The sequence below is a fragment of the Pigmentiphaga sp. GD03639 genome, from assembly GCF_029845405.1.
GTDB classification, from domain to species: Bacteria; Pseudomonadota; Gammaproteobacteria; order Burkholderiales; family Burkholderiaceae_B; genus Pigmentiphaga; species Pigmentiphaga daeguensis.
Map to the genome: position 1 here is coordinate 20,429 of NZ_JAOCLR010000029.1, position 17,012 is coordinate 37,440.

General features: G+C 67.8%; 16 protein-coding genes. 14 read left to right on the top strand and 2 right to left on the bottom strand.

The window, feature by feature from the left end:
* The first annotated feature begins 1 nt into the window (after position 1).
* Genes N5K27_RS23335 through N5K27_RS23345 form a run of 3 tightly spaced genes read left to right on the top strand, consistent with a single transcriptional unit; the run spans position 2 to position 2,871 of the window.
* Entirely contained in the window at positions 2-1,342 is a 1,341-nt protein-coding gene (locus tag N5K27_RS23335; RefSeq protein WP_279819367.1) for a type II toxin-antitoxin system HipA family toxin, read from the top strand.
* Between the two features lie 18 nt (positions 1,343-1,360).
* Positions 1,361-2,098, top strand: coding sequence for an SDR family NAD(P)-dependent oxidoreductase (locus N5K27_RS23340; protein WP_087840024.1), 738 nt, complete (start codon positions 1,361-1,363; stop codon positions 2,096-2,098).
* 17 nt (positions 2,099-2,115) lie between these two features.
* Positions 2,116-2,871 (top strand): membrane-anchored protein, encoded by a 756-nt coding sequence (locus N5K27_RS23345; RefSeq protein WP_087840264.1) that lies wholly within the window; start codon positions 2,116-2,118, stop codon positions 2,869-2,871.
* On the opposite strand, the gene N5K27_RS23350 is transcribed toward N5K27_RS23345, so the two are convergent.
* Positions 2,852-3,541: a glycosyltransferase gene (locus tag N5K27_RS23350; protein WP_087840025.1), complete on the bottom strand. Its 690-nt coding sequence runs from the start codon at positions 3,539-3,541 to the stop codon at positions 2,852-2,854. The genes N5K27_RS23345 and N5K27_RS23350 overlap by 20 nt on opposite strands.
* 129 nt (positions 3,542-3,670) lie before the next feature.
* On the opposite strand from N5K27_RS23350, the gene N5K27_RS23355 reads away from it, so the two are divergent.
* The 3 genes from N5K27_RS23355 to N5K27_RS23365 all read left to right on the top strand — a co-directional run bounded on the left by N5K27_RS23355 (position 3,671) and on the right by N5K27_RS23365 (position 6,613).
* Positions 3,671-4,600: a hypothetical protein gene (locus tag N5K27_RS23355; protein ID WP_087840026.1), complete on the top strand. Its 930-nt coding sequence runs from the start codon at positions 3,671-3,673 to the stop codon at positions 4,598-4,600.
* A gap of 13 nt (positions 4,601-4,613) precedes the next feature.
* Entirely contained in the window at positions 4,614-5,480 is an 867-nt protein-coding gene (locus tag N5K27_RS23360; protein WP_087840027.1) for a glycosyl transferase, read from the top strand.
* Positions 5,481-5,557: 77 nt separating this feature from the next.
* A complete protein-coding gene (locus tag N5K27_RS23365) occupies positions 5,558-6,613 on the top strand; it encodes a glycosyltransferase family 9 protein (protein WP_132978811.1) in 1,056 nt (351 codons plus the stop codon).
* On the opposite strand, the gene N5K27_RS23370 is transcribed toward N5K27_RS23365, so the two are convergent.
* Positions 6,523-7,704, bottom strand: coding sequence for a YbfB/YjiJ family MFS transporter (locus tag N5K27_RS23370; protein WP_279819411.1), 1,182 nt, complete (start codon positions 7,702-7,704; stop codon positions 6,523-6,525). The genes N5K27_RS23365 and N5K27_RS23370 overlap by 91 nt on opposite strands.
* Positions 7,705-7,888: 184 nt before the next feature.
* Here N5K27_RS23370 and N5K27_RS23375 point away from each other — a divergent pair, with 184 nt between their 5' ends.
* The 8 genes from N5K27_RS23375 (at position 7,889) to N5K27_RS23410 (ending at position 16,988) form a co-directional block, all read left to right on the top strand.
* Positions 7,889-8,776 (top strand): LysR family transcriptional regulator, encoded by an 888-nt coding sequence (locus N5K27_RS23375; protein ID WP_279819374.1) that lies wholly within the window; start codon positions 7,889-7,891, stop codon positions 8,774-8,776.
* 139 nt (positions 8,777-8,915) lie between these two features.
* On the top strand, positions 8,916-10,292 hold the full coding sequence (locus tag N5K27_RS23380; RefSeq protein ID WP_279819376.1) for an acyclic terpene utilization AtuA family protein: 1,377 nt from the start codon (positions 8,916-8,918) through the stop codon (positions 10,290-10,292).
* An 11-nt stretch (positions 10,293-10,303) separates the two neighbouring features.
* Positions 10,304-10,630: a hypothetical protein gene (locus N5K27_RS23385; protein WP_087840031.1), complete on the top strand. Its 327-nt coding sequence runs from the start codon at positions 10,304-10,306 to the stop codon at positions 10,628-10,630.
* A 12-nt stretch (positions 10,631-10,642) separates the two neighbouring features.
* The gene (locus N5K27_RS23390) at positions 10,643-12,247 is read left to right on the top strand and encodes a carboxyl transferase domain-containing protein (protein WP_087840032.1); all 1,605 of its coding nucleotides are present in this window, start codon (positions 10,643-10,645) and stop codon (positions 12,245-12,247) included.
* Positions 12,248-12,250: 3 nt separating this feature from the next.
* Positions 12,251-14,209 (top strand): biotin carboxylase N-terminal domain-containing protein, encoded by a 1,959-nt coding sequence (locus N5K27_RS23395; protein WP_087840033.1) that lies wholly within the window; start codon positions 12,251-12,253, stop codon positions 14,207-14,209.
* On the top strand, positions 14,206-15,474 hold the full coding sequence (locus N5K27_RS23400; RefSeq protein ID WP_243724338.1) for a CaiB/BaiF CoA-transferase family protein: 1,269 nt from the start codon (positions 14,206-14,208) through the stop codon (positions 15,472-15,474). The genes N5K27_RS23395 and N5K27_RS23400 overlap by 4 nt, the downstream gene beginning before the upstream one ends.
* A gap of 36 nt (positions 15,475-15,510) precedes the next feature.
* Positions 15,511-16,026 (top strand): MaoC family dehydratase N-terminal domain-containing protein, encoded by a 516-nt coding sequence (locus N5K27_RS23405; RefSeq protein WP_087840034.1) that lies wholly within the window; start codon positions 15,511-15,513, stop codon positions 16,024-16,026.
* On the top strand, positions 16,023-16,988 hold the full coding sequence (locus tag N5K27_RS23410) for a tripartite tricarboxylate transporter substrate binding protein (RefSeq protein ID WP_279819383.1): 966 nt from the start codon (positions 16,023-16,025) through the stop codon (positions 16,986-16,988). Before N5K27_RS23405 ends, N5K27_RS23410 begins: the two co-directional genes overlap by 4 nt.
* The last annotated feature ends 24 nt before the right edge of the window (positions 16,989-17,012 follow it).

The following is a 17,012-nucleotide window of genomic DNA, read 5'->3' on the forward strand; positions in this document are numbered from 1 at the left end:
CATGGGTCGTCGATCGCATGGCCGCAGCCTGTTCATCTGGGCCAACGGCATCCGCGTCGGCCGCTGGACGATCCCCGCGAGGGGAGAAATGGAACTGCATTACGACCCGGATTGGACGGGGGCCGACATCGGCCGGCCGCTTTCGCTGTCGCTGCCGTTCAACCTGCACGGCCTGCCCCTGAAGGGCGAGAGGGTCGCCAACTATTTCGACAACCTCCTGCCCGACAGCGACGTGATCCGCAGGCGCGTGGCCGAGCGCTTCCGGACCGGTTCGACGGATCCCTTCGATCTCCTGAAGGCAGTCGGCAGCGACTGCGTGGGAGCGGTGCAGATACTGGACGAGCACGAGACGCCGGACGGCCACGACCGCATTGAAGGCGTGCCCTTGTCCGACGAGGACATCGAGCGGCATCTGATCGAGACGGTGTCGCCGCGCGCCTTCGGCGCCCAGGGGGATCCGGATGCCGACTTCCGCATTTCACTGGCGGGCGCGCAGGAGAAGACCGCTTTCCTGTGGTGGGACGGCCGATGGCACGCGCCGCGCGGCGCCACTCCCACCACCCACATCTTCAAGCTGCCGCTGGGACTGATGGGCGGCCGGCGGGCGGATTTCACCACCTCGGTCGACAACGAATGGCTGTGCCTGCGGCTGCTCAAGGCCTATGGGCTGGATGCCGCCCATGCCGACATCGCGACCTTCGGCAGGCAGCGCGTGCTGGTCGTCGAGCGTTTCGACCGGCGCGTCGCGCCGGACGGCCGGTGGATCATGCGGCTGCCGCAGGAGGATTTCTGCCAGGTGGCCGGATGCCCGCCGCTGCGCAAGTACGAAAACGAGGGCGGGCCGGGGCTCAAGACCCTGTTCGCCACGCTGCGGCAGTCGGTGAGCCCCGATGCCGACATGAAGACATTGATGGCCGCGCAAGTGCTGTTCTGGCTGTTGCGCGCGCCCGACGGCCACGCCAAGAATTTCAGCATTCATCTCCTGCCGCGCGGTCGCTTCCGGCTGACCAGGCTGTACGACGTGATGTCGGCCTACCCGGTGCTGGGCGAGGGGGCCAATCAATGGTCCAGCCGCGAAATCAAGCTGGCGATGGCGTTGCTGGGCAAGAACCGGCACTATGAGATGCACGGCATCCAGCGCCGGCATTTCGACAGTACGGCACGGAAGGTTGGCTATGCGCCGACGGCCGGGCCGATCATCGAAGAAATCCTGTCGCGTACCCCCGCGGCCATCGCCGAGGCCCACGCGGCGCTACCCCGGGATTTTTCGCCGCGTGTCGCGGACACCATCCTGGGCGGGCTGCAACGGGCCGCCGATGCGCTGGCGGCAATGGTGTCCTGATTCCCATAGGAGCTGGCAATGTCTCGAATCTTCATCACGGGCTCGGCCGACGGGCTGGGCAAGGCCGCGGCCGGCACGCTGCTCGCGGACGGCCACGAGGTCGTGCTTCACGTGCGCGGCCGGCAGCGGCTCGATGCGGTGCAGGACCTGGTGAGCCGGGGCGCCCGGGTGGTGGCCGGCGATCTGTCGGACCCGGGGCAGGCCGAGGACGTCGCCGGCCAGGTCAACCGCCTGGGGCGGATGGATGCGGTCATCCACAACGCCGGGGTCTATACCGGGCGGCACATACTGCCGGTCAATGTGGTCGCGCCCTATGTGTTGACGGCGCTCATTGCCCGGCCGGATCGCCTGGTGTACCTGAGCAGCGGCATGCATTTCGACGGCCGTCCCCAACTGGACGGCCTGGATTGGCGCGGGCATGGCGAGTCGGCGTCCTACTCGGACAGCAAGCTGTTCGTGACGGCGCTGGCGATGGCGGTGGCCCGGCTGTGGCCGGGCATCGTCAGCAGCGCGGTCGATCCGGGGTGGGTGCCGACCAAGATGGGAGGCCCCAATGCGCCCGGCGACCTGCGCCTGGGCCACCTGACCCAGGAGTGGCTGGCTGCCGGCACGGACCCGCGCGCCGGCGCGAGCGGCGGATACTGGCACCACCAGCAGCGGCTCGATCCGCATCCCGCCGCGCTCGACGCGGCTTTCCAGGACGAATTGCTGCGCGAGCTGGAACGGGCGACGGGCATCGCGCTGCCCGAGGCCTGACGATGGCGGAAAGCACGATGCGGCAACAATTGATCGATGCCAAGAAGCGCCTGTATCGATGGATGAAGTACCGCCTGACCCGGCCCGCGCCGCCGCCTTTGCCTTTCGACATCACGGGTCCGGTGGTCGTGGTCGGCTCCGCGCCGCAGGCCAACCGGCCGGAGGGCCTGGATGGGCGCTATACCGTCATCACCGTGAACGGATCCCAGTCCGTGGCCGCGCGCTGGGGCATCGAGGTGCCCGACATCACGATGATGATGTTCAACCAGATCGAGGGCACGACGCACAATGCGCGGGAGGTCCGGCGGGTCCTGAGCGGGCGGCGGACGCGCGCGCTCTACGTGCTGCTATGGCGCAAGAACGAACGCGAGCGGCTGGAGCGCGGGCTGGCGTCGTTCGATTACCGCTACGACCACCTCTACATCGTCGACCGCTATGAGCGCATGGCGCTGCTCGACAGGGTCGCGGGCCTGCATTCCCTGGAGATCGACGCCGAGTCGAAGTGCTCGAACGGCATCAACGCCGTGCTGTATGCGCTGCATCACGGCGCTCCTGCCGTCATCATCGCCGGCATCGATCCGGGTTCGGCCGGACACGCCTACAACGATGCGGGCCTGGCGCGGCTGCACGTGCGCATGGACCGGATCATCCTGCAACGCCTGCTCGATGCGGGGCGGCCGGTATTCACCGCCGATCCGCAGGTGTCGCGCGCCACGGGAATTCCCTTGTGGAACGCGGAGCGCGCGGCGTGCGTCACCGGCCGCGCTGCCTGACGTGCAGGAGACGCTCGCGGGTGGAGAACCACTCGTCCGCGTAGTCGTCGTTCCTGTGTTCGTCGAAGTAAGGGCCGCCGGTGGTGAAATGCACCAGTTTGGCGTCGGAACGGTAGTCGTATTCGGCGACCAGCCAGTTCCATGCGGCGGGGAGGTCGCCGATGAGGTCTTCCGACTCGAGCCACTTGAACTGGTGCAGGTCCAGCCCGGTCGCCGTGTTCACATAGTAGGGATCGAGCCTGCGGCATTTCGCATTGTTGAAGAGCAGGACGCTGGACCAGTTCTTCTTCTCGTACCTGGACTGGACCTGTCCCAGGAACTTGGTTTCGCTTCTGGGACGGTAGTCGTGCTTGACGCACATCGCGGCAAAGCGCTCGTCCCGCAAGGCCCAGAGTTCCGCGATGTCCGTGCGCACCAGCGTGTCGCAATCGATGAACAGGGACCAGCCCTGGAAACCGCTCAGGTAAGGCACCAGGAAGCGAGAGAACGAGAACTCGGTCGACTGGAGCGGATTGCGTTCCCGGGCGAAGACGCCTTCCAGGTGATCCAGGGCGACCGGGGTGACGGAAACGGGGATGGAGCTCTTTTCCAGGATGCTCTGACACAGCACGTGATAGGCGGCGACTTCCTTGCTGTCGAAACCTATGTAGATGCGGGCAGTTTCTATCATGGCCGGCCGGGTCGAGTTCTGCGGAACCCATGTTGTACCGGGCCGCGGCTCGGCCGGGCGTATCACAACGTTTCATAAGAAACAGACGCCGGCTCGACATTCGTGCGCGATGGGCAAACAATTGGCCGCATGCCCGTCGCCCGCCGATTCGCCAATACCGCGCTGAAGCTGCTGTACCGCTACACCCACGGTCCCGGCCAGCGCCACAACGAGCGCCTGTGGCCGCACGTGGCGGTGGAACGCGACGCCGACGGCCATGTGGTCGGCTATTCGTACCGGCGCCGGCCACTGCCATTGGCCAATGCGAGCGTGGCCCGGGCAAGCGCGTCCGGAACGGGGCACATCATCGCCAGCGGCCCGTCGATCAATGACATCGACTACGGCCGCCTGTCCTTGTCCGGCGTGATGGGGGTGAACGGCGCCATCGCGCTGCTCGACCGTCATGCCGTACGCTTCGATTACTACTGCTTCAACGACACGGGCTTCGTGCGGGCCCGTCCCGAACTGGTCCGCCGGGTCGTGGAGCAGGAGCTGCTGCTGTTCACCACGCCTTTGTGCCTGTGGCATGTCCTGCAACGGATGCCTCCCGAGGCGTTGCGCTGCCGGCTGTTCCTGGTCGAGAATCCCCAGCGGCGCGCGCTGTTGCCGGCGCGGACCATGGCGCAGGTACGGCGCGAACATCCGGAGCACGAACTGGCTATTTTCGATCTCGACCGCGCGCTGGGATTCAGCCGCGACATCCGCAAGGGCGTGTTCGACGTCGGCACCGTGGCCTACACCGCTCTCCAGATCATGGCCTGGCTGGGGTACGCCGAAATCGTGCTGCATGGCGTGGACCTGCGCAACGCGGCCGCCGCGGGCCGCTTCTACGAATCGCTCGCCGACCGCCTTCCCACCACGCTCGACCAGTACCTGTCCGGCCACATCCTGCCGTCGTTCAACAGGGCGGCGTCGCTGCTGCGCGAATCGGGCGTGCGCATCGTCAACCTGTCTCCGGATGGCGCGCTGTCGGGTGACCCGTTCCAGCAACGGGACTGGCGCGCGCTGGCCGGGAGTTGATGCCGAGGACCATATGGAAGACAGGATCAGGCTTTTCGTCGGATGCGATCCGAACGACTGCGATCTCGAGCAGATGATGGTGCTGGAATACAGCGCGCGCAAGCACTGCTCGCTGCCCATCGACATCGAGTGGATGCGGCTGTCGAGGGATCCGGCCAGTTTCTGGCATGCCGATCCCGGGCAGGGGCGGGGCTGGCGCACGCAGGCGTGGGCCACGCCGTTCTCGGGTTTCCGCTGGGGCGTGCCGGCGTTCTGCGGCTACGAGGGCCGGGCCATCTACCTGGACACCGACATGGTGGTGCTGTGCGACCTGGCCGAACTCTGGCGGATGCCGCTGGACGCCGGCAAGGTGCTTACCGGCAAGGGGCGCAAGACATCGTGGCGTTTTTGCGTGACGGTGTGGGATTGCGCCGCCGCGCGGCCCCACCTGCCATCCATCGAGCGCCTGCGCGCCGAGCCCGATTCGCACCAGCGCATGATGCGCTATTTCTCCGGACATCCCGAGTTGATCGAGTCGATGCACTCGGACTACAACAATATCGATGGCGAGGGAAAGCCGCTTCATGCGATTCGCATCCTGCACTATTCGGACATGGGGACGCAGTTCAGCCACAAATACGCATTCCCCAGGCTGGAGCGGGAAGGCCGCCGGCACTGGTTCGACGGCCGGGTGCTGCCGCACCCCAGGGCCGACCTGGCCGAGCTTTTCGATGCCTGCTATCGCGAAGCGCTGTCCGCGGGCTACGCGCTCGACGACTATCGGTCGCCGTCGCCATTCGGCGACATGATGAAAGCCACCCAACGCGACTATGCCGGCAACCACCGCACCCGCAAACGCTCGCTCTGGTCGCGCCTGGGACTGGGCGGCATGGCGGATTGATCGCTCTCTTGCGAATATCCCGTGACGATTTGGTTACGATAAAAAACAAGTCGTACGGGGCGGCAGAGTAGAGTCGATTGCATCGACCCGTACCACTGCACAAGGGGGCTGCCATCAACCATCCCCGTCATCCCATTCAGCAAGGCTGGTCTGTCGCCTTCGTGATGTCGCCGCGCATCGGCGACACGCTCATCTCGATGGTGGTCGCCAACAATCTCGTCCGCCATGGGATCGATGTCACGGTCTTCAGCCGCCACCTGCACGCCATGCGCAAGTGGTTTCCCGGTTTTCGCATCGAGCCCGAGCTGCATGCGGCGCAGGCGCGGAACCGGCTCGAGCATTTCGACGTCATGCTGCACGCCTACGAATCCGACGTGCTGGACGATGCGCGCGATTGGCATCCGCGAGTGTGGGTCATGGACAGGTGGCCCACGTATCGACAGGTCAAGCCCATGGTGGACATACAGCTGGACCTGTGCCGCCATTGCTTCGGGCTCGATGGCCTGACGCGCGACAACGGCCTGGTCGTGCCGGTCGACGTGGGCGTGACCGCCGTCGGCAATCGGGTGATCATCCATCCCACGGCCAGCGACATCCAGAAGCAATGGCTGCCCGGACGTTTCCTGAAACTGGCCCGCCGGCTGCGGGCCCGGGGCTACGATCCGAGTTTCGTGGTGGCTCCCCGCGAGCACGCGCAATGGGAATGGGTCGAGGCGCAGGGCTTTCGCCTGGTCTCGCACGAATCCCTGGACGATCTGGCTCGCTGGCTTGCAACGGCGCGCATTTTCGTCGGGAATGACTCGGGCCTGGCGCACCTGGCCTCCAACGTGGGCGTGCCCGCCGTGTCGCTCGCGATGCGGCCGCGCATCGCGGTGCGCTGGGCGCCCGGCTGGGCGCTGAGCCTGGCTGTCACCGCGCCGCCGCTGATGCCCGGTCGATGGCTGCGGGAACATTCGTGGAAGTATCTGCTGTCGGTTCGCAAGGTCGACGCAGCGGTCGAGCGGCTGCGCCGGCGGGTGTCGGAAGCCGTACTGGCATTCGATCAGGGGCCTGCGGGCGAGCGGATGACGAACAAGTCGATGATCAATGCCAACCCCATCGCGCAGGCCCCGATGACGAAAAGCCGGGCATAGTCGCCGCCGTCGTGGGCGAACAGGAAGGACAGTCCGTAGGCGGCCAGTGCCTGGAACAGGGCGAAGCCCACCGTGGCGGTCTGCCAGGCCGGGCCCTGCAGAGTAGGGTGGTGGACCAGCAACTCGTGCACACGGCCCAGCACCAGCGGCACGGTGCCGGTCACGAAAGCGCCCACGATCACGCTGGAAGCCGCCAGCCAGGCTGCCCCCAGGCCCAGTGCCGGGATGAGCACGGCCACTGCTTCCAGCGCAAACGAGGCCCGCAGCGCCGGGCCGAAGCCGATCCGGTCGGCCAGCATGCCGGCCAGGACCGGGCCCGCACTCGCGCCGATGCCGAACAGCACCCAGTAGTGCGCTCCCGCCTGCAGGCCGAGACCGAGACCTCGCGCCACGAAATCGACCAGGAAGATCATGTGCGGCACCCATCCCGCGGCGTTGAGCGCATACTCGACGTACAACGCACGTAGCGGGCGGGACGGTGCGGCGGGGCGGCGATGCGAGGGCTCGGCCGCGGCCGGTCTCGTCTGCGCGGGCCAGCCTTTCCACGCCAGGGCGGACAGCAACAGGGACAGGGCGGCCAGGCCCAGCCAGGTCTCGCGTATGCCTTGTCGCAGCCAGAGGGGGACCAGTGTTCCGGACAGCACGATGCCGACGCCGACCCCCATGAAGATGACGCCGCCGGCGAGTCCCCGGCGCGAAGGCGGCACCAGGGGCAGCACCGCGGGCGCGGCAAGCACCATGAGCGCGCCGCCGGCAAGTCCGGACAGAAAGCGCCAGGCGAAGAACCAGACGAAAGAGACCGGCACCGCGCAGGCCAGGCAGGCGATCGTCGCGAGCAACATCATGCCGCGCAGGACCGGGGCGGGCGACCATTTGGCGGCCAGCGGCCGGCCAGCCAGCGCGCCCGCCAGATAGCCGGCCAGGTTGGCCGCGCCCAGGTAGGCGGCCAGGGACGGCGCGAACCAACGGGCGCCGATGATGGCAGGCAGGAGAGGGGTGTAGGCGAAGCGGGCCAGGCCGATGCCGACCAGGCTGGCGCAGAAGCCGGCAAGCACGGCCCATGCCGCGCGATTGCCGCCAGCGACCTTCATCGTCAGGGTGGTGGCTTCCTCGTCCATGTCCTTTCCCGTAATGCAGACCGGAAAAGGCTACGCGCTATCATTTATCTGAAGAAGCGAATTTATAAGATCATGGCTATCTGGAATAAAGATATGTCTCGGCGGCCCCGGCGCGCTGGCATGACGCTGCATGCCGCCCTTCGGAATGGAAGCAAGCATGGACCTGGCTGATCTGAAAACCTTCGAGGCCGTGGCTCGGCATGGCAGCATGAACAAGGCCGCGGCCGAGCTGCATACCGTCCAGTCCAACGTCACGGCCAGGATCCGGGCGCTGGAGGAAGAACTGGGCGTACCCTTGTTCGAACGCCATGCCCGCGGCGTGGTGATCACGCCCGCCGGAGACCGCATCCTGCCCCTGGTCGGCAGGATGTCGCGGTTGACGGCCGAGATACGGGCGGCCGCCGGGGACGACGGCACGCCCGCCGGCAACCTGTCGCTGGGCGGACTGGAGACGACCACGGCGCTGCGCCTGGCGCCGGTGCTCAGTTCCTATGCGCAGGCCCATCCCGCGGTCCGGCTGTCGCTTCGCACGGGCACGACCGCGCGGCTGGTGCAGGACGTCGTCGAATACCGGCTGGAAGGCGCGTTCGTTGCCGGTCCGGTCACGCATCCCGACCTGTACCAGGAAGCCGTCTTCACCGAGGAACTGGCGCTGGTCGGCGGTCCGGCCCTGCGCACGATCAAGTCCTTGGCAAGCGTGCCCGACCTGAAGACCATCGTTTTCCAGCTGGGGTGTTCCTATCGGCAGCGACTCGAGTCGCTGCTGGCCGCAATGGGCATCGTCGTCGCCCGTCCGCTGGAGTTCGGTTCGCTCGACGCCATCGTGAGCTGCGTTGCGGCCGGGGTGGGCGTGACCTTGCTGCCGCGCGGAGTGGCCGCGCCGGCGGCGAAGGCCGGGCGCGTCTCCCTGCACCGCATTCCACGCGAACTCGCGCGGGTGGAGACCTTGTACATCCGGCGCCGGGACGGCTACGTCTCCAGCGCGTCCACGGTGTTCCTGGAGATGGTCCGGGCGTTCCACGGCCGGGGCAGGGGCGGGCGGTAGGACATCGGGCGGCATCGGCCGCGCGTTCTCCAGGCGATGCGATCCCGAAAGCTCCGCAGCTCGTGCTTGACGCCTTCGCCGGATAAAAAATATAATGAAATTAGAGAAAACAAAATGAAATTAGAAGGCGGAGGCAGATATGGGCCGCATCGTGCGGATGGGTGCCGGGTCGGGTTTCTGGGGCGATGCCCTGGATCCCGCCGAAGAATTGCTGGAACGGGCGAACCTGGACTACCTGTGCTTCGACTATCTGGCCGAACTGACCATGGCGCTGTTGCAGCGTCAGAAGCTGAAGCGGCCCGACGCCGGCTACGTGCCGGATGCGGTGCAGGCCATGATCGCGTTGTTGCCCAAGGCCCGGGCGGCCGGCACGCGCCTGGTCTCCAACGGCGGCGGCGTCAATCCGCGTGCCGCGGCCGGCAGGATTGCCGAGGGCGCGCGCCAGGCGGGCATGGCCGGCGCCCGCGTCGCACTGGTCGAGGGCGACGACATGCTGGGCAAGCTCGATGCATTGATCGCGCAAGGCGTGCCGCTGCGCAATCTGGATACCGGCGATGAGGATTTCGCGGCCATACGCGATCGCGTGGTCTGCGCCAACGTCTATACCGACAGTTCGCGGATAAGCGAGGGACTGGCCGGCGGGGCCGACGTCGTCATCGCCGGACGGGTGTCGGACAACGCGCTGTATGTCGGCCCGTTGGCGCACGAATTCGGCTGGCGTCGCGACGCGGCGCACGTGCATCGGTATGCCGCGGCGGTGACGCTGGGGCACATCGTCGAGTGCGCGGCGGGCTGCTCGGGCGGCATGTCGTCCCGGTTCCTGGAAATGCCGCACATGGGGCGGGTCGGATTCCCCATACTGGAAGTGGACGAAACCGGGGATGCCACCGTGACCAAGCTGGCGGGCAGCGGGGGCCGGGTCGATCAGTGGACGGTCAAGGAACACCTGGTCTACGAAATTGGCGATCCGCGGCGCTATCTGATGCCCGACGCGGTGGCCGACTTCACATCCCTCAGGCTGGATGACCAAGGCCAGGACCGCGTGCGCGTCAGCGGCATGCGGGGAGAGCCCGCGCCCGAGTTGTGGAAGATGGTGGTGGGCTACCAGGACGGCTGGATAGGAGAGACGATGGCCTTTTTCCCGTGGCCCAACGCCTACGACCGCGCGATGAAGGCCCGCGAGACCCTGCTCGAGCGTTTCGAGCGGATGGGCCTGGCGGCCGACCAGGTGCATTTCGATCTCGTCGGCCTGAACACCCTGCACGGGCCCGCGGCGGCGTTTCCCGGCCGGGAATGGGCCAACGAACTGCCCGAGGTGGGCCTGCGCTGCGCGGTGCGCACGCAGACCCAGGAGGAAGCCGACAAGGTGCGGCGCGCCGGGACGAATCTGTGGATCATGGGGCCGGGGGGCACTTCGTTCGGCACGCCGATGAAGCCGCGTCCCGTCATCGCGCTGTGGCCGACGCTCATCCCGCGCGACGCCGTCGAACAGAAGACCGAGATCCTGGTGGCTTGAGGAGCATGCCGATGACGCTGCAAGTGAAAGATATCGCCTACGTGCGCTCCGGGGACAAGGGAGATGTCTGCTCCGTGGGCCTGGTCGCGCGCGGCCCGAGGGAATATGCGTGGCTGCGCGCCAGCGTGACGCCGGCCGATGTGAAGCGGCTCTATGGCGACTGGGTGCAGGGCGAGGTGGAGTGCCATCCCATGGACAACATCGGCGCGGTGGTGGTGGTCATGCGCCATGCGCTCGGGGGTGGCGCCACGCGCACCCTGCGGCTGGACCAGACCGGCAAGTCGCTGGGCTATGCCTTGATGCGCCTGCCGGTGCGCGGCGCCGAGAACCTTTCCTGACGATCGTTCGCCATGGCCATCCTGTCTTCCCGTACACGCACAGACGGCAAGGAGTTCGCCGCCAACGCCGCGGCCTACGCCGAACTTCGCGCGCCGCTGGATGCCGCGCGCCGGCGCGCGATCGAGGGCGGCGGCGAACGCGCGCGCCAGACGCATCTTGCGCGCGGCAAGTTGCTGCCGCGCGAACGGATCAATACCCTGCTGGATCCCGGGACGCCGTTCCTGGAAATCGGGCAACTGGCGGCCGAGGGCCTGTACGACGGTCAGTCGCCGGGCGCGGGCATGATCACCGGGGTCGGGATGGTGGCCGGCCGCGCCTGCGTGATCATGGCCAACGATGCCACGGTCAAGGGCGGCACCTACTATCCGCTCACCATCAAGAAGCAGTTGCGGGCGCAGGCCATCGCCCGCGAGAACGGCCTGCCGTGCGTCTATCTGGTCGATTCCGGCGGCGCCTACCTGCCGCTGCAGGGGGACATCTTTCCCGACGAGCACCACTTCGGAAAGATCTTCCGCAACATCGCCGAGATGTCCGCCCTGGGCCTGAAGCAGGTCGCGGCCGTGCTGGGCGCGTGCACGGCGGGGGGCGCCTACATACCGGCGATGTGCGACGAGACCGTCATCGTCGATCAGGCCGGCACCATCTACCTGGGCGGGCCGCAACTGGTGCAGGCGGCCACCGGCGAACTGGTCGATGCGCAGGCGCTGGGTGGTGCCGACATCCATACGCGCCTGTCCGGCGTCGCCGATCATTTCGCCCATGACGAACTGCACGCGCTGACGCTGGTACGGGACATCATGGCGCGCGGCCAGGCCGCCTCCTTGCCGGCGCCGCCGCGTGTCCCGGTCCCACCGCGCCATGATCCGGCCGAGCTGCCCGGGCTGATTCCCGCCAACCCCAAGCAGGCCATCCCTGTCCGCGACGTGCTGGCGCGGCTGCTGGACGGCAGCGAATTCGTCGCCTACCGGGAACGCTACGGCGCCAGCCTGGTGTGCGGCACGGGCGCGATAGGCGGGTATCCGGTCGGCGTCCTGGCCAATGACGGCGTGCTGTTCGGCCAGAGCGCGCAGAAGGCCGCCAACTTCATCGAACTGTGCTGCCAGGACAACATCCCGCTGGTGTTCCTGCACAACATCAGCGGCTTCATGGTTGGCGTGCAGTATGAGCAGGGAGGCATCGCCAAGGACGGCGCCAAGATGGTCAACGCCGTCGCGACCGCCCGCGTGCCCAAGTTCAGCGTGGTCATAGGCGGAAGCTACGGCGCCGGCGCCTATGCGATGTGCGGGCGTGCCTTCGGCCCGCGCCTGATGGCGATGTGGCCGAACGCGAGGACGTCGGTGATGGGGGGCGAGCAGGCCGCCACCGTGCTGGCCCTGGTGCGGGCCGAGCAACTGGCGCGCCAGGGCAAGGCGTTTTCCGCCGAGGAGGCCGAGGCGTTCAAGGCGCCGGTACGGGCCGCCTACGACGCCGAGAGCACGGCCCTGTACGCGGCTTCCCGTCTGTGGGTGGACAGCGTGATCGAACCGGCCGACACCCGCGCGTGGTTGACGCTGGGCCTCGCGCTGGCGGCGGGCAGTCCCCGGGAATCGACACGCTTCGGCGTGTTCAGGATGTAGGCCATGTGGAAAAGAATCCTGATCGCGAACCGGGGCGAGATCGCCCGGCGCATCGCGCGCACGTGCCGGCGCCTGGGCATCGAGTACGTGGCCGTCCATTCCGAAGCCGATGCCGCCGCGGCCCACCTGGACGGCGCGGTGGAAACGGTCTGCCTGGGGCCGGGTCCGGCCGGCGACAGCTATCTGCACGGCGCCAGGCTGGTCGAGGCGGCCGTGCGCACGCAATGCCAGGCCGTGCATCCCGGCTACGGTTTCCTGTCCGAGAACAGCGAGTTCGCGGCCGCCGTCGAGCGCGCGGGACTGGTGTTCATCGGCCCCGCGCCCGAGACCATTGCCATGCTGGGAGACAAGGCGCGGGCCAAGGCGCTGATGCGCGCGGCCGGCGTTCCCGTGGTGCCGGGGACCGACGAGGCCAGCGACGACCCCGGGCAGATCGAGGCGCTGGTGCGCGCCATCGACCTGCCGGTATTGCTCAAGCCGTCGGCGGGGGGCGGCGGCAAGGGCATGCGGGTCATCGCGCGCCATGAAGGCTTGGCGCAGGCGATCGAGTCCGCGATCCGGGTGGCGCGCAGCAGCTTCGGCGATGGCCGCATGATCGTCGAGCGCTACATCGACGAGCCGCGCCACATCGAGGTGCAGATATTCGGCGACGGCCGGGGCGACGTGGTGCATCTTTTCGAGCGCGAGTGTTCGCTCCAGCGCCGCCACCAGAAAGTCGTGGAAGAGGCGCCCGCGCCGGGCCTGCCCGCCGAGGCGCGCCTGCGCCTGCTGGAGGCGGCGCTGCAGGGCGCGCGCAGCTTGAACTATCGCAATGCCGGGACCTTCGAGTTCATCGTCGGCCGCGATCTCCAGTGCTACTTCCTGGAGGTGAACACGCGCCTGCAGGTCGAGCATCCCGTCACGGAGGCCGTCACCGGCCTGGACCTGGTGGAGTGGCAACTGCGGGTGGCGGCGGGCGAGCCCTTGCCGCTGGCGCAATCCGCCATCGCATGCCGGGGCCATGCCATCGAGGCGCGTGTCTACGCCGAGGATCCCGCGCACGACTTCCGCCCGTCGCCGGGCACGGTGGCGCGCGCGCGATGGCCCGCGGGCCTGCGGGTGGACACGGCACTGGATGGCTCGGGAGAAGTGCCGCCTTTCTACGACCCCATGGTGGCCAAGATCATCGCCCACGCCGGCGACCGCCAGGCCGCGCTGCATGCGCTCAGGGCGGGGCTGGGCGACACCGTGCTGCTGGGCATCACCACCAACGTGGGTTACCTGGCGCGGGTCCTGGACGATCCGGCGGTCAGGTCCGGACACGTTCACACGCGCTACCTGGACGAGCGCAAGGACCTGCAGTCGCCGCGCAGCCGCGAGGCCGCGGTGGCGGTGGGCGCCGCGCTGCACTTTCCCGCGGCGGCCAGGCCAGGCTCGCCCTGGCTTCCAGGCGCCGGGCAGGGAACGATGGACCGGCATTGCCTGGATGCCGGAACGCCGCTGGGGAGGATGCATTTCGAGCTGGACCAGGAGCCGGTCGCGGCCGGCTTCGTGGCGGCCGACGGCCCGGGCGTGGACGTGGAGGCGGCCGGCAAGGCGTCGCGCGTCTTGCGCGACGCGTCGGGGTTGGGGGGGCGGGTAGGCCCGCACGGCTGGGAGGCCTGCCCGGCCGAATCCGGCTGGCATGTGCTGGTGGACGGCGACCACTACACCGTGCGCCCCCGCAGTACCCGCGAACAGGACGGCGCCAGGCCGGACCGCCTGGCCATCGCGCCGATGTCCGGCGTCATCGCGGCCCTGCCGCTGCGGCCGGGCGATCGGGTCTTGCCGGGCGACACGCTGGCCATCATCGAGGCGATGAAGATGGAACACGCCATCGCCGCCCACGGGGCCGGCACCGTTCGGGCCCTGCGCCATGCGCCGGGAGAGAGCGTCCGCGAGGGCGATCTCATCGTCGAGGTCGATTACGACGCCGCGCCATGACCTTCCATTCCGAGCCGGCGGGCGCCGGCAGCATCGAGACCACCATGAACAAGCCGTTGAGCCATCTTCGAGTCGTGGACCTTTCCCGCATCCTGGCAGGCCCCTGGGCCACGCAGAACCTGGCGGACCTGGGGGCGGAAGTCATCAAGATAGAAAAACCCGGCGCCGGCGACGATACGCGGCAGATGGGGCCGCCGTTCCTGACCGACGAGCATACGGGGGAAGAGGGCGATGCCGCTTATTTCATGAGTTGCAACCGCGGCAAGAAGTCCGTCGCCATCGATTTCTCCGACCCGCGCGGCCAGCGGATCGTCCGGGAGCTGGCGCGAGGCGCCGACGTGTTCGTGGAGAACTACAAGGTCGGCGCGCTGAAGAAATACGGGCTGGACTACGACTCGCTGCGCGAGATCAATCCGGGGCTGGTCTATTGCTCGGTGACCGGATTCGGCCAAACCGGGCCATACAAGGACCGCGCGGGCTACGACTACCTGATCCAGGGCATGGGCGGCCTCATGAGCGTGACGGGTGAGCGCGATGACCTGCCCGGCGGCGGGCCGCAGCGGGCAGGAGTGGCGGTGGCCGACCTGCTGGCCGGCATGTACGCCACCACCGCCATCCTGGCCGCGGTGCAGCACAGGGACCGGGGCCACGGCGGCCAGCACATCGACATCAGCCTGCTGGACTGCATGGTCGGCTCGCTGGTGAACCAGTCGATGAACTACCTGGTCAGCGGCCGCGTGCCGCAGCGCATGGGCAGCGGCCATCCCAACATCGCGCCGTATGCGGTCTATCCGGCGGCGGACGGCCATCTGGTGCTCGCCGTCGGCAACGACACGCAGTTCCGCCGCCTGTGCGAGGCGGTGGGGCAGGCCGAGGTCGGGACCGATTCCCGCTTCGCGACCATCGCGGACCGGGTGCGCAATCGTGCGGAGCTGGATGCGTGGCTGGTGCCGCTCACGCGTTCGCGCACCCTGTCCGACTGGACGTCGCTGCTCGAACGCGCGCAGGTCCCGGGCGGGCCCATCAACGGCATGGACCAGGTGTTCGCCGACGAGCACGTCGTCGCGCGCGGCATGCGCGCCGAGGTGCGGCATCCGCGCTATGGCAGGGTGCCGACGGTGCGCAATCCCATGCGCTTCTCGGCCACGCCGCTGGAGCCGGGAAGCGCGCCGCCCATGCTGGGCCAGCATACCGACGAGGTACTGCGGTCGGTGGGCGTGACGCCCGAGCAGCTAGCGGCATTGCGGCAGGCCGGCGTGCTTTGACCAGGAAAACATTCAGGGAACGAGGAGGAGAAGGACATGCGCAAAGCCATCACGACCGACGCCAACGGGCTGGAGGTCCTGGGCATGGGTTTCTATTGGGACGACGTCGAGGTCGGTTATCGCTTCCGGACCCTGGGAAGGACCATCACCGAGGCGGACATCACCCTGTTCATCGGAACCGTGGGCATGGTGGAGGAAATGTTCACCAATCTGGACTACATCGCCTCGCAGTCCATCATCGGGTCGCGCCCGGCGCCCGGTTCGCTGGTCTTCTGCATGGCCGAAGGCCTGCTGATGCAGAGCACGATGCAGCGCACGGGCATGGCCTTCATGGAGGCGGACATCAAGGTGCACAAGCCCACCAATGCCGGCGACACCATCCATGTCGAATGCGAAGTGATCGAGGCCAGGGCGACCAGCAAGGCCGATCGCGGCCTGGTGCGCACCGCCAACCGCGTGGTCAACCAACGGGGCGAGACCGTGCTGACCTACTCGCCGCTGCGCATGGTCAAGACCCGGCCCAACGATTCCACCCTTGCGGGAGACAAATGATGAAAACCTTGCCTTCGATCGGCCTGTGCGTCCTGGTCCTTGCCGCGCAAGGGCTGCCGGCGGCCCGCGCCGCCTATCCCGACAAGCCGGTCACCATCGTGGTGCCGTTCGCCGCGGGCAGCCCGACCGACGCCGTGGCGCGTGTCGTGGCCGAGGCCCTGGGCAAGCGCCTGGGGCAGTCCATGGTGGTCCAGAACCGGCCGGGCGCCACCGGCATGATAGGCAGCGAGTACGTCGCGCGCGCGCAACCGGACGGCTATACCTTGCTGTTCGGCACCAACACGACCCAGGTGGCGAACCAGTATTTCTTCAAGAAGGTGTCCTATGACGGCCTGAAGGATTTCGCGCCGGTGGCCATCGTGGGCGGCGTGCCGCATGCGCTGGTGGTCAATCCGTCGGTACCGGTCAACTCGGTCGCCGAGTTGATCGAATATGCCAAGGCGCATCCCGGCAAGCTGTCCTTCCCCTACGCCAACAGCACCACGCGCATCACCGGCAGCACCTTTCGCGTGATGACGAAGACGCAGATCGAGGCCATCCCGTACAAGGCCTACGGCCAGGCCATCGCCGAGCTGCTGGGCGGGCAGACGCAGATGATGTTCATCGATTTCTCGACCGGTCTTTCCTACATGACCTCGGGCAAGCTCAAGGCGCTGGCCATCACGCCGGACCGCTCGGCCAAGCTGCCGGGCGTGCCTGCCATGAAGGAGGTGCTGCCGGGTTTCGAGATCGGGAACTGGAACGGCCTGTTCGCGCCCACGGGGACTTCGCCCGAGATCATCGACCGGCTCAATCGCGAGATCCGCGCCGTGCTCGAACAACCCGAACTGCGCAAGCAGGTGGACGGCGTGGGCTATGAACTGCTGCCGCCGATGGCGCCGGCCGAGTTCGGCAAGTACATCGCCAAGGAAAGCCGGCACTACGCCAGGCTAACCAAGGCCGCCGACATCCAGCCCGAGTGAGCGGCGGGTATGGCAGCACTCTTT

Bases quoted from the DNA above. Each gene is read 5' to 3' on its own strand.
- N5K27_RS23335 (WP_279819367.1), top strand. From the start codon at position 2: ATGGGTCGTCGATCGCATGGCCGCAGCCTGTTCATCTGGGCCAACGGC.
- N5K27_RS23340 (WP_087840024.1), top strand. From the start codon at position 1,361: ATGTCTCGAATCTTCATCACGGGCTCGGCCGACGGGCTGGGCAAGGCC.
- N5K27_RS23345 (WP_087840264.1), top strand. From the start codon at position 2,116: ATGCGGCAACAATTGATCGATGCCAAGAAGCGCCTGTATCGATGGATG.
- N5K27_RS23350 (WP_087840025.1), bottom strand. From the start codon at position 3,541: ATGATAGAAACTGCCCGCATCTACATAGGTTTCGACAGCAAGGAAGTC.
- N5K27_RS23355 (WP_087840026.1), top strand. From the start codon at position 3,671: ATGCCCGTCGCCCGCCGATTCGCCAATACCGCGCTGAAGCTGCTGTAC.
- N5K27_RS23360 (WP_087840027.1), top strand. From the start codon at position 4,614: ATGGAAGACAGGATCAGGCTTTTCGTCGGATGCGATCCGAACGACTGC.
- N5K27_RS23370 (WP_279819411.1), bottom strand. From the start codon at position 7,704: ATGAAGGTCGCTGGCGGCAATCGCGCGGCATGGGCCGTGCTTGCCGGC.
- N5K27_RS23375 (WP_279819374.1), top strand. From the start codon at position 7,889: ATGGACCTGGCTGATCTGAAAACCTTCGAGGCCGTGGCTCGGCATGGC.
- N5K27_RS23380 (WP_279819376.1), top strand. From the start codon at position 8,916: ATGGGCCGCATCGTGCGGATGGGTGCCGGGTCGGGTTTCTGGGGCGAT.
- N5K27_RS23385 (WP_087840031.1), top strand. From the start codon at position 10,304: ATGACGCTGCAAGTGAAAGATATCGCCTACGTGCGCTCCGGGGACAAG.
- N5K27_RS23390 (WP_087840032.1), top strand. From the start codon at position 10,643: ATGGCCATCCTGTCTTCCCGTACACGCACAGACGGCAAGGAGTTCGCC.
- N5K27_RS23395 (WP_087840033.1), top strand. From the start codon at position 12,251: ATGTGGAAAAGAATCCTGATCGCGAACCGGGGCGAGATCGCCCGGCGC.
- N5K27_RS23400 (WP_243724338.1), top strand. From the start codon at position 14,206: ATGACCTTCCATTCCGAGCCGGCGGGCGCCGGCAGCATCGAGACCACC.
- N5K27_RS23405 (WP_087840034.1), top strand. From the start codon at position 15,511: ATGCGCAAAGCCATCACGACCGACGCCAACGGGCTGGAGGTCCTGGGC.
- N5K27_RS23410 (WP_279819383.1), top strand. From the start codon at position 16,023: ATGATGAAAACCTTGCCTTCGATCGGCCTGTGCGTCCTGGTCCTTGCC.